8 protein-coding genes are annotated in these 12,618 nt (G+C 29.5%); all 8 read right to left on the minus strand.

Annotated features, from left to right (window positions below; genetic code table 11):
* Position 1 precedes the first annotated feature (1 nt).
* Positions 2-2,806 carry a cold-shock protein gene (locus LY08_RS00465; protein ID WP_111658469.1) on the minus strand — a complete coding sequence of 935 codons (2,805 nt, stop codon included), beginning with the start codon at positions 2,804-2,806 and terminating at the stop codon, positions 2-4.
* A 309-nt stretch (positions 2,807-3,115) separates the two neighbouring features.
* Entirely contained in the window at positions 3,116-3,586 is a 471-nt protein-coding gene (locus tag LY08_RS00470) for a hypothetical protein (RefSeq protein WP_111658470.1), read from the minus strand.
* A 39-nt stretch (positions 3,587-3,625) separates the two neighbouring features.
* Positions 3,626-4,759, minus strand: coding sequence for a restriction endonuclease subunit S (locus LY08_RS00475; RefSeq protein ID WP_111658471.1), 1,134 nt, complete (start codon positions 4,757-4,759; stop codon positions 3,626-3,628).
* Positions 4,759-6,345 (minus strand): class I SAM-dependent DNA methyltransferase, encoded by a 1,587-nt coding sequence (locus tag LY08_RS00480; protein ID WP_111658472.1) that lies wholly within the window; start codon positions 6,343-6,345, stop codon positions 4,759-4,761. Before LY08_RS00480 ends, LY08_RS00475 begins: the two co-directional genes overlap by 1 nt.
* A gap of 47 nt (positions 6,346-6,392) precedes the next feature.
* Positions 6,393-7,670: a DUF2130 domain-containing protein gene (locus LY08_RS00485; RefSeq protein WP_111658473.1), complete on the minus strand. Its 1,278-nt coding sequence runs from the start codon at positions 7,668-7,670 to the stop codon at positions 6,393-6,395.
* Between the two features lie 67 nt (positions 7,671-7,737).
* On the minus strand, positions 7,738-8,919 hold the full coding sequence (locus LY08_RS00490) for a hypothetical protein (protein ID WP_111658474.1): 1,182 nt from the start codon (positions 8,917-8,919) through the stop codon (positions 7,738-7,740).
* The gene (locus LY08_RS00495) at positions 8,919-11,414 is read right to left on the minus strand and encodes an N-6 DNA methylase (protein ID WP_111658475.1); all 2,496 of its coding nucleotides are present in this window, start codon (positions 11,412-11,414) and stop codon (positions 8,919-8,921) included. Before LY08_RS00495 ends, LY08_RS00490 begins: the two co-directional genes overlap by 1 nt.
* A 59-nt stretch (positions 11,415-11,473) precedes the next feature.
* Complete coding sequence (locus LY08_RS00500; RefSeq protein ID WP_111658476.1) at positions 11,474-12,472, minus strand: helix-turn-helix transcriptional regulator; 999 nt, start codon at positions 12,470-12,472, stop codon at positions 11,474-11,476.
* Positions 12,473-12,618 lie beyond the last annotated feature (146 nt).

The raw sequence follows: 12,618 nt of genomic DNA on the forward strand, positions 1-12,618 counted from the left end.
GTTAAGTTCTTTCATGATCTGGGAAAATTATATTATGAAAATATTTAATTGCACTCACTCTTTCAAAATTAAATAATTCATTATCTGATAATTCAATTACGTTTTTACAATTAGGACAGTCAAAAATTTTTGCTTCATCATTATTCTCGACAAAAGGTTCGGCAATAAATTGAACATCATCACCTGTTTCTAGATTAGGTACCTGAAAACCATTATCTTTTAGAGACGTTAACGCATTAAAAAACTCTTCAAAATATAAATCTCCTCTACACCACCTAAACCACCATTTACCATCTTGACGCTGACCACTATTTTCAATAGTTTCAGTTCCAATTTTACTAATAAACCAATCTAATTGTTGTCTATATAACTCTGTATTTAAAACTCTTTTAATTGTTTCAAATCCACATTCTGAACAACATAGCACTCCTCTATCTCTATGCCCATTAATATGGCATTTATATTCTTGACCAGATTGTTCTATTATACTTTTTCTGCTTTGCAGTTTTTCTGAACTACAGCAAGCATAACAATTATTACAAATATACCAACCACAATTATCTGGATTTTCTATTGTTGAAGGTCTGCATTTTTTTGATTCTCGGCTATCAATATAATCTTCGCATTTACCATTCATGCAATGTGATAAATACACGTTTTTATCTGGTGTTTCACATTGCTTATTTGTACAAGAGAACATACTAACACCATAAAACCCATAATTACCTCTACCATTTGGTCTTAAAATAGTATTACAACATTTACATTTTAGATGTTCAAGAAACCTGTTTACTCTATTAATAATACTTAATACAATTTCATATTGTCTTTCACTATAATTAATACCTAAAATTTTTAAAACATTTTCTAATGTATAATCCCTCCAGTTATTTGCACTTACGGGTTTTCTACAAGTTTCAAAACAAGGTGTGTTTTCACACCACCAAAACTCCATTTGTTCTCTTCTAGATAGTAGTGGCCTATTACTATTTTGTTCTAAAGCCTTTCTTCCATCGCAAAACGTTTTAAATCTAGGCAGCTTATCAGATTTCTTTTTATAATACGTGGTTATCGTTTTTCCGTCTATAGTTTTTGTTGTTTCCTCTGCAAAAGTTCTTCCGTCACATTTTTGAAAAAAACCATCTATTACTAATAAGTCTTGTGGCGTTTTTATTTGATTTGCAATAATGTCAAAAATTGAATTTCTGTTTGTTATCTGGTTTTGTCTTAAATCTGTTGCTATTTTTAGAATGATACTTAGTGTAAAATCTAAACCTACGCCATCAATTTCTTTGGCATACTGGTTATCTGTATAATTATAAGTAGTTATTTTGTTTAAGTCAATTAATGTAAGATCTAGAACCTTGGTTTCTATTAGCATTAAAACTTTTTTGAAAAACAATTTTTGGTCTGATGCTGATAATAAACCTGTATAAATAACAACGTCGTGAAAATTAACTGAATCTGTATAGTCTGAAATAAATAACTGTAGTTTTATATAATCTGTAGCTTTACTTTCTACAACAGTTACAAACTTTTTATATAACACTTCATCTTTTGTATAGTCAAGAAAAAAGGTGGTTTGATTATATATTTTTATAGTATCTATTTCTTCATAATTATTGTATGTCTTGTAAAATAAGTTTACATGCTCTTCTTGAGTTACTTTATCTAATACTTGATAAATCTTACCTTCTAAAAGCTTAATAGTTTCTTTATTAAACGTTTTATCTAATTGCGCTTTAATTTTAAATAAATAGCTATAAACTGCATCTAATGGGAAGTTTTCTATTAGATTATTAAGCCACAATATTGTGATTTGCTCGTCGCTAAGTTTAGTATAATCTATACTAATAGCATTCCATTTAACAAATTCTATAAGTGAATGATAATTATCTTGTTCTGGTTTAGATACTAATGTATTGAAGACCTCTTCTAATATGTACTCTAAATCTTTAGAATCTAATTTACTAAGCAAAAATTGACTGTTAGCTGGATTATTTGCTATGTACTCAATAAGTTCTTCTTCAATAGTACTTATTGGTAATAAATAATTGGTTTGAGAAAACAATTGAAATTTTTGATGACTATCTAAACTACTGTCTATTTTATCTATCTGTTCTTTAGTTAGCATTATATCTAACTGAGATGCTATATTTACAATAGAAATTACCTTATCTATAGTTATAGTAGGATTACTAAAATAGTCGCTAAATAATTGTTCTACTTCAAGTTTAGTTGATGGTTTTATGGTAAAACCATCTTGAGTGATAATTTCTGTTAATCGATTTAAACATTTTACATTGTTTTTAAGTATTCCTAAATAAATTAAAAACAAAATGTCTGTTTCGTGGGCTATATAATGTAATGTAGTTGCTTTAATTCTATCTCTATTAATAAAATCTTGTTTACTAATAGTAAATATTATGTCTTCATTTTCTCTTAAGTTTCGAGGATTTACACCTTTAACTACACTACCTCTAAAAAATATCTCTTTTAATTGTTCATGCTCTGCAAAACCGTATTCACCATCATTAGCTTGGTTATAGTACCATTTTACTTTACCAATAAATTTACATTGGTTGTTTACTAGACACCCATTATAGTTACTAATTTGATCGTTTATTGCTAAATCGTCTAATTGATTTTGTATTTCTTTATTATTATATAATGCAATTATTTGTAAATAGGTATCCTCATCTAACTCTTGGTTTGGACTAGTAATAGGTGTCTCTAAAAATATATTATATCGAGTTAACCTCTTGTAAGATATTTTTAATTCTTTAAGTAGTTTAGATACACGCATAATTAATTTAATTTAATATCAAGTCTTTAAATTTTTAAATAGATATTTTATATGTGAGGTTACTTGAAACTTTACTTTTGCCGGAAGCTTTGATGCTTTTACTGTAAGCTGTATGTCCACTAGTTGTTTTGAGGTTATATCATCATTAATATTAATATTGGCTTGTTCTAAAATATTATTATAATCCTTAAAACAAAACAGTTTTAATATATATTCTGTTAGTAAAGGCTTTGTTTTTTAGCTAAACAATAAGTAACATAACTTACTATGTTGTTTATTGATAGGGCTTTTCAGCTCTTACAAATTATCTTATAAAGGTTTAACTGATAGCTTAAACATTTCTTGTTTTAAATTCTTGAGAAATGTTTTTTTTACTAAAACCCCTAAACTTGGTTTTTGAATAGTATCAAAAATGATTGATTCAGAGAATGGACTATCTGGTATAAACCTATTTTGAACACTGTGATACTCAACAATAATTTTGTTATCTGAATCAAACCTTTTCAAAAATCCATCAGTTTTAAAAATAGATTTTATAGATTTAAATAAAAAAACTAGATCATCATTATCAACTGGCAAATTTGTTACCTCAACTATTTGTATTGAAAAATATAAATCTTTATTTATAATTTTATTTGTAGATAACACCTTAACCTCTATAGAGGTCATAATTTTTTCAACTTTTGCAATTAAATTTTGTCTTTCTTTATTATTAGCCTCTATTAAATGCTTTGACAGTGGTTTAGATTTTCCAAATAATTTGTTTTTTTTCTCTTCCATGTCTTTTTTACTTTATGCTAAAACTAATAAAAATAAGGTTTACTTTACCAACTCGCCTTTAAAAGCCTTTTGTAACAAACTATTAAACAAGTCTTCAGTTTTTTGTAAGCTTTGTTGGGCTTGTGCTTTTTGTTGCTCTATTAATGCTACGCGTTCTGCAAATTGGTTTTGGAGGTTTATTGGAGGAAGGGGAATTTTCATTTTTTTTATTTCAATAAGATGAAGATTTGTAATTGTTCCTGTTTTTGAATGTTTTTTTGCTTGATTTAATGCATAAGGTGTATTCAGGAAAGTTTCCAAAAACTTATTATTGATTTTTTCATGTTTAGGTTTTATCAAACACAAACTAACAAATACACTAAATTCATAATCCCAATCAACTATTTTAGCAACTCCAATAGTACCATTTTTTGTATATAAAATATCTTCTTTTTCTGGATTACATCTTTTTATTAAAACCTCATGCTCTTCCTTGGAAATAAATTTCTTTGAATCATTACTTTTAGTAATGTCTGTAACTCTTAAAAAAGGAATTCCACTATCAGTATAAGTCGGTGTGTGATGCGTTCCATCTGTTATTTTATTTACAAGTTCAATTAATTCAACTTGTTCAAACTTCTTTTCTTTAACAAACATCTCTAAAAACAAACTTTGTGTTAAGGCATCGTATTTAGCAATAAGGTCTTTATTGAGCTGACGTAGTGTATCGGCTTCGTCTAAAATAGCAGCTATCTTTTTTTGGGTTGCTAATGGTGGTAGTGGGATTTTAACTCTTGAAATAGTCTTAAAGTTAATTGCAGGCATTGAAGTTTTTTGAGAAGAATTTAGTATCTGATTTTGAATTAATTCGCTTCTTAAAATTCTGTACAAAAAATCTGAATTAAGTAATTCTTCATTATAATTAATCTTAAACATATTATTTGCTAAAACACCAGTAAAACCTCTACCGACAAATCCAACAGCTCCATATCTCACCATAATAATATCGTCCTTAGAAACTAAATACTTAGGATTTTGCTTAGGTATATATCTAAAATCTGTTGAGTTTTGAGTGTAATTAATAATTCTTAAAAATATATCAGAACCTTCAAAATAGTCTTTACTTTGGTCTTTTATAGAAACTTGTTGACCTTGACTAAAAGTTGCTAAGTTTCCTAATTCAACTAACTCCATTATTGCATCATCTTTTCTAAATTCAACATAGCATTAGTTCTTTGTTTATCTAAAGCTTTAATGTCTGCCAAAATGGTTTCTGGTGCATCGTACTTAATTTCTTCATACACAATTTCTTTGTAGCGGTTAATAGATAAATCGTAATCGTTAGCTGCTATGTCTGCTTTTGGTATTAAAAAACTTGGTTTGGTTTTGTCTTGATATTGTGCTTCCATTTTAGACCTTTCGACTGCGCTCAAGGCGACAGTGGAGTTCATTATAACCTTAGCGTCTAATAGTATTTGTGCAATATCGCATTTACCTTCTACTTCTTTAACAATGTTTTCTGGTTCTGTAAAGCATTGCTCTAAAGCCTCTTCAGTTACTAAAAGGTTACGTTTATCGTCTAGGCTTAAACCGTCTGCTTTCATATCGTAAAACCATACCTTATCTGTACCTCCAGAATTGGTTTTTGTAAATATTAAAATAGCTGTACTAACACCTGCATACGGTTTAAAAACTCCACTAGGCATAGAGATTACGGCTTGTAATTGTTGGTTTTCTACCAACTCTTTACGTATGCTTTTATGCGCTGTACTGCTACCAAATAATACACCATCTGGTACAATTACTGCTGCACGACCACCAACTTTAAGCATACGTAACATTAGGCTTAAAAATAGCAGCTCGGTTTTTTTTGTTTTAGTGGTTTTAAGCAGGCTACTTTCTACCTCGTCATAATCTAAACTGCCTTTAAATGGTGGATTAGCTAATATTAAGGAATAGGCATTTTCTATATCCGCATTACTCTCGCTAAGTGCATCTTTACCTATTAAGGTTGGGTTGTCTAAACCATGTAATTGCATATTCATAGCACCAATACGTAGCATGGTAGGATCAAACTCGATACCATTAAACATGTTGTTATGAAAGTGCTCTCTAAACGTGGCGTTATTAAACCAATCTAAATGTTTGCTTTGTATATACTCGCCTGCGCTTACCAAAAAACCAGCAGTACCACAAGAAGGATCGCAAATGGTATCGTCTTGTTTAGGTTGTGTTAGCTCTACCATCATGCGAATGATGTGGCGAGGTGTTCTAAACTGTCCGTTGGTACCTGCTTCTGCTATTTTAGACAGCATGTACTCGTACAAATCACCTTTTGCATCTTTATTATCTAACTCTAAAGTATCTATTTGTTGTACTACTTTATCTAGTAATTTAGGCGATTGTATCATGAAAATAGCACCTTTCATGTACTTTGCAAACACACCACCTTGTTTACCAATGCCTTTCATAAAATCGAAAACAGTAAGATCATCCAATGCTGCTTGCGGTCTTGTAAACAGATTAAACATGGTTTCTGGATCTTTTTCTTTAAAACTAGACCAACGCAAAGGTCTTTGTGCCTCAGTATAAATTGGGTTTTCGGTTGGCACACCTAATAGGTTGGCTTTTTTCTCGTTTACAATTTGTTTATCGTCTAGTTGCTTGATAAATATCAAGTAGGTAAACTGCTCTATTACGGTTAATGGATTAGAAATTCCGCCTGTCCAGAAATCGTTCCAGATTTTATCTATTTTACTTTTAAGTTCTCCTGTAATCATGCTTAGGAATTGGTTTTTTAATATTTGTTATGTGTTATTGCGTGGATTTAATTTTTTAAATCCTCAAACTTCTGTTTCATTGTAGAATTACCATACGTTAACCTTTTAATAGTTAAATCCTCTGCTTTGTTATTAGCTAAACGTAAGTTGTTTTCAGAAGATAATAAAGCTGCTTTTGTCTTTTCAAGATGCGAAATGGTTTTATCAATTTCACTAATAGCAGTCATAAATTTACGACTAGCTAAGTCATAATTACGAGCAAAACCGGTTTTAAACTCCTCAATTTTATCTTCAAAGTTTGTAATATCAATGTTTTGATTTCTCATGATATTTAGCTCTTGCTTGTACTCTAAAGATTTCATTCCAGAATTTCTTAATATGGTAATGATTTGTATGAAAAATTGAGGACGTACTACAAACATTTTAGGGTATTTATGAGATACATCTACAATACCCGTGTTGTAATAATCACTATCAGCTTCTAACATAGAAACCAACACAGCGTATTCACAGTTTTTTGCTATTCTATCTTTATCAAGTTTAGCAAAGAAATCTTCGTTTTTCTTTTTGGTAGCGGTTTCATCATTTTGATTTTTCATCTCAAACATAATGGACACAATCTCATTACCATGTTCATCTTCTTCTTTGAAAATGTAATCTCCTTTTGTGCCACCTGAAGCATCATTATCTTTTTCAAAATAGGCGTTCTGGAAACCTGTTGCTCTTAGCTGATTGAAACTGTTTTCACAATGTTGTTCTAGATTTTCTCCCAACATTTTGGTAGATTGTTTTTGTTTAAAATCTTTTAAACGTTCTATTTCTTCATCTCTATATTTGATGACCTGGTCTTTGGTTTCTAATTCTCTTCTAAAATCGTCTTTTAATGATTTTTCTAGTAGCTCTTTTTCAGTGTCTTTTACTTTAAGGTTATTTTCGAGCTTATCTTTTTCTTTTTCTAAAGCATTTACAGCTTGTTGCAGTTCTAACTGTTTTTGTGTTTCTGCTTGTGCTAACTTTGACTGAAGGTCTTTTATATTGCTATCTTTTTTTGATATTTCTTGAATAAGCTCGGTTTTGCTTTTTTCACGTAGGGTATCTATTTCACGTTGCTTTTCAGCTAATTTTTGTTGAAAGTCGTATAGTAACTGAGACTCTTTTAATTGAAGTGCATCTGCCTTTTGCTTTTCTGCAATTTCTAATCGGTTGTTAATTTCGTCTTGAAACTGCTGATCCCTAATTTGCTTTACAATATCAGTATACACTGAATCGTCTACTTTAAATACTTCTTGACAGTTTGGGCATTTTACACTTGTATTCTCACTCATTTTTTTCGGGTTTTGATTAATAACACTACAAATATATGTTTTGTGTGTGCAGAGTAATTGCACAAAATTATAGCTTGATAATATTTTGAGCTTGAGAGGAATCTTTAATAGTAAACTTAATTGTATCTCCAGTATTAAGATTAAGGTTATTTACATCTCCTTTATAAACACTTATACTTTTGGTTCCATCTTCAACTAAAACAGAAGCCCATCCATTTGCTGCTACTTTTACTATTTTAGCTGTTTCAATTTTATTTCCATCTTTATCATATTCTAAATCCTTCCAATAAGACTTATTGAGAGCTATATCACTATTTGATTTTGAATATCCGTCAAACCAAATCAAAATATCCATTAATTGTAATGCTAATGAATATAATAGGTAAGGCGTATTTATACTTTTTCGATATGCTTGAATGTGTATGTTTTGAGTAACATCTACAGTAGTAGTATGAGAAGCTGCTCCGGTAGTATGAATTATATTTTTTACGTTATTCGCAATTATCTTTGGAAAGTGTGTTACGGAACAACTTACTTTCAAGTGATTTGTATCATAACCGGAAAGGAACAAGCAAGATTCGTTTAAATTAACTTTATCACCTCCAACTTGGACACATTTATCATGTAATAATCCGTAAGTATTTGCCATTCTAAACATGGTTTCAAGAATTATTCTTATCTGTGTAAAGTACAATTGATCATCAAAATGATTATTAAAACCTTTAAGACCTTTAAAAATTGCTATGAAGGTATCTCTTATTGTATCTGGATATTTATTTAATATTTCAAATAGTAATTGATTTTCGTGTTTTATTTGAAGGTCTGTTTGCATATCTGCTTCAGCCTTTATGTTCTGCAATAATTCAATTACATCCTCAGGATTCTTTTTATTGTAGCATCTTAGTTTAAATGCTTCAAGTATGGGATTTGTGACTTCGGTAAAATGTGTTTGACCAGATAATACAAAATATGGAAAGGATTTTTTATTTCTTAATTCATTAATTTTCTGAATAGCTGATCCCAAGCCAGCAGGATTGGGTGTTTGTGAGTTTTCATCTTCAAAAAATAATGCATCTAATAAAATAACGTCATAGAAATTAATGTTAGCCTCTAGAGCGTTAAATCCTTCTTTAAAAGAACCATAACCTTCTAGTACAATATCTTGTTGTTCTGCTTGTAAGATAAATGGAAAAAGCGCTTCATCATTGTGTTCATCATCAATCCAAAGTATGTTATATGTCTTACTCATTATAGTATAGGTATTATAAAAGATACTGTTGTAGTGTATTCTGAGTCTTCTTTGTTAGAAATAATGTTCAAAGCATTTTTGCCTTCATTATGAGCTTTTAGTATTTCATTGACTTCATAACCTCCTAATCCTCTATTACGTGTTTTTCCGGCTGCAAAATTTTTACGCACATAATCTTTTAATGTAAAGTCTTTTGGAAAAGATAATCCGGTATTTGAGACTTTAACTTCAACATAAGATTTTTTACCATCAATATCATAATTAAAGTAAGAAGCTTCCTCCTCATTTTTTATGAATGGTAAAATCTCAATATTAATTTTATTGGACTTCTCTTTATTTGTAAATGCATGATTTTTAGCATTATCCAATAAATTAACCAAGACGATTCTTAGTTTTTGTGAATTTCCTTTTATTAAAACTTGATTATCCATTAATTCTTTAATATCCTCATGAATATCTAGTTTAAGACTAATGTTATTGTTTAAGCTTTTCTTCTCGTCTTTAACAAATTCTGATAAAAATTTGAGGAAGTGAAGTTCTGTTAGTTCAAAATTAGATACACTTACTAATGACGTGTTTTTATCAGCTAGTTCCTGTATATATTTAACATTTTTAGTTATGGAATCGAAAGCATCAATTAATGTAAATTGTCTTCTTTGACTAATTAAATGACTTTTCCAATCTGGATCCAAATTAGATAAGGCATTTTGAATAATTTCTATTGACGAACCTATGCTAAGTAAAGGTTTACCTAATATATGACTTAAAGACGTAGAGCTTTCAGTTTCCTCTTTATGAATACCACTAAGTATATTTTCTTTTTCTGACTCTATTTTTCTCAGTCTTTTTGAGAGTTCAATGATTCCGCTAACTTTTGCCTTTTGCTCTTGCATGGTAGGCAATTGGAATATGATATTTTCTAAATCATTTTTTCTTAGCATTGGTTGCACAGAACCAACTCTATAACTATTTAATTGTTCTTGTACATAATCGGCAGAAAACTCATTTATTAGAAATGTTGGATTAACAATATTTTCATCTAGCCTTAATGCGACTACAGCTTGAGATATGACTATTGGCTCTCCAGTATAATTAAAAAACGTAGGTTTTAACGTGTTCCATCTTGTTGCGATTAGTAAACAAGATTCATCAATAATCCTAAATGTTTCTCTTTTTATAAGTGTATTTTCTAATTCATCACTAGTCAATACACTATCAAAAACATCATCCTTTAGATTTCGTATTTGGACTTGTTTCATGCGTTCATTGATAGGCGCTCTTAAACCTCTAATAATAGAAGAAAACTTGGAAAATCTTGTTCCTTGAATATCTTTTAAAAAATATCTTCCAACAGATAAATCAAAATCATTTTTATAAATATCATCAGTTGTTACATATTTAAGAAATTCGTTTTCTATATCTTCATGAACAAGCTCAACAAGCTCTTTATCTTTTAATAATTTATTAGGACCATTTTTAACAAAGAAACTAGACGCATCTATAAATTTCACATATCCTGGTCGTGAAGAGATTGTTTTAAAAATTATTACGCAAACTGGAATACTTGTATTTGATAGCAAACCAGAAGGTAATGTAATTATGGTATCAATAAGATCATTGTCTATTAACCATTTTTTTAGTTTTGCTAAACGACCACCACTAAAAAGAAAGGAAAGTGAAAATACAGTAATAAGTTTTCCGTTATTACTTAAGGAATGAATTCCTTTATCGATTAGAAAACTTTCGACATCTCTATAATTATCATTAATTACATTTGAATAAAAAGGTCTTTGAAGACGCATTTTAAAAGGTGGTGTGGCAACAATAAGATCAAACTTTTGAGAATCATCCCAATTTTCAATAGAATCATTAAGTTCAAATTTTGAGCTTGAATTTTTATTATGGGCTTTTAATCTCATCAGAGCAATTGCCCAGGTTGCTGGGTTCCATTCTTGAGCTTTATATTTCTGGTTTTTATCTAAATAAATTCCAAAAGAAGCTAAGCCAGCAAAAGGATTATATACTTTAGCTTTGTTCTCTAAGTTAGCTAATTCAATAATTAATCTACTTATCTCTTTTGGTTGCACTGATTCTCCAGACCTTTTCCCTTGATAATTAAAAAGCCTTTTTAATAGAAGTTCAAAAATGACAACAAAATTACTTCTAAGTTGAGACTTATTTATTAATTCTAATCTCTGGATTATTGAAGCCAGCTGTCGATGGTCTAAACTTTTTATAGTTGGTGAATAAATCTCTACTATTTCTCTATAAAATTCATCTTTTTCTGCTTTAATATGAAAAAACGCAAATTTATTGGAACCTCTGCCGAGTTCTTGAATTGATGGTAGAGCCTCATCTTTATATGCGGATATTAAATAAAGAACAAAATGCAAAGAATTACTAGCTACTGAGACCCTTAAAATTTCAGCACAACTCCACACCTGATTACAGATGTATTCAACAACTTCACGATTCTTATAATTATCTTCTGTCATAAACTTCTTTAAATTCAACTTTACAAATAAACAACTTAACTATGCAATGTAATTGCACATTACTCTTGGTAAAATTGTTGAATTGATTTTGAATGCTCTCTCATTTGTTTTTTTAATGATTCTGGCTCTAGCACCTCTACATCCTTACCGTATGATAATAGTTGCTGGACTAACTCTTTATTTATTATGGTTTCAAACCAAACCTGATCCTGTTTTTCTTCTTCAAAAAACTCTTCATAATCTGGTTGAAATGGTTTTGTTTTAAAATAATTTTCTCTTCCATTATGGAAACGAAGAACTACTCTTTCTACATTTTCGTTTATTCTCGTTACTCCAACCATAGTTCTGAAAAACAGATCCCAATCTTTGTCTGAATCTAAATAATTGACATCTTCAAGTGTTTTAAAACTAATAAGCCTCTCATCTAATGGTATACTCCATGCATTAACATCTTTAGTATTATTATATCCAAAGACAAACCATCGTCTATTGTATTGTTTTAAAATATGTGGATGAAATTCAAAAACTGATGATTCCATGTCTTTAAAGCCCCTATAAATTACCTGCAAAACTTGCTTTTTCTTAATAGCTAGATATAATGGCTTAAGGTGATTTATACCTTTATATTCTTCATTATGGTCATAAAACAAAATTCTTGATTCATCGTTTTCTTGTTCTTCTTCATTTTGAAACTTAATTAAGGCTTCTGCCAGTTTGTTATACTTAGGGTGATTTTCAAATCTTGATAATAGTTGCTGTGCAGCTTCAATTAAGTATTTCTCGTATTTCTGTAAAGGTCGCTGTGCAATAGAGAAATTAGTGTCTGAGTACTTATAAATTCTCATTCCTTCTTTTAGCGGTGCACCAAATCCGTCTTTCTTATCTCTAAAAACTTTAATGTCTTCACGTAAGGTTCTTTCTGAAATTTTTTCTCCAGGATATAGCTCTTCAATACCTTCATTGACCGCGTTTAATAATTCTTCAAAACCATAAGACTTATTACGGAAGCAATGGTCTAGAATATTATATCTAAAATGTGCGTGTGTGCTATTTGCCATAGAGTTATTTCAACAATTTTTGATTTGACATTAAAAGTATTAAAAATTCAATTTTGAAATAAATACATTATCAAAAATTGTTTGTTTTTAAATATAAACAACTCAATATGCATAAAAGATTTATAATTTTTAAAGATAGAATATTA

Source organism: Olleya aquimaris (genome assembly GCF_003259525.1).
Lineage (GTDB): Bacteria > Bacteroidota > Bacteroidia > Flavobacteriales > Flavobacteriaceae > Olleya > Olleya aquimaris.

Excerpts from the sequence above, each read along its gene's own strand:
- LY08_RS00480 (WP_111658472.1), bottom strand. The coding sequence starts at position 6,345 with ATGATTACAGGAGAACTTAAAAGTAAAATAGATAAAATCTGGAACGAT.
- LY08_RS00490 (WP_111658474.1), bottom strand. The coding sequence starts at position 8,919 with ATGAGTAAGACATATAACATACTTTGGATTGATGATGAACACAATGAT.
- LY08_RS00500 (WP_111658476.1), bottom strand. The coding sequence starts at position 12,472 with ATGGCAAATAGCACACACGCACATTTTAGATATAATATTCTAGACCAT.
- LY08_RS00475 (WP_111658471.1), bottom strand. The coding sequence starts at position 4,759 with ATGGAGTTAGTTGAATTAGGAAACTTAGCAACTTTTAGTCAAGGTCAA.
- LY08_RS00485 (WP_111658473.1), bottom strand. The coding sequence starts at position 7,670 with ATGAGTGAGAATACAAGTGTAAAATGCCCAAACTGTCAAGAAGTATTT.
- LY08_RS00465 (WP_111658469.1), bottom strand. The coding sequence starts at position 2,806 with ATGCGTGTATCTAAACTACTTAAAGAATTAAAAATATCTTACAAGAGG.
- LY08_RS00495 (WP_111658475.1), bottom strand. The coding sequence starts at position 11,414 with ATGACAGAAGATAATTATAAGAATCGTGAAGTTGTTGAATACATCTGT.
- LY08_RS00470 (WP_111658470.1), bottom strand. The coding sequence starts at position 3,586 with ATGGAAGAGAAAAAAAACAAATTATTTGGAAAATCTAAACCACTGTCA.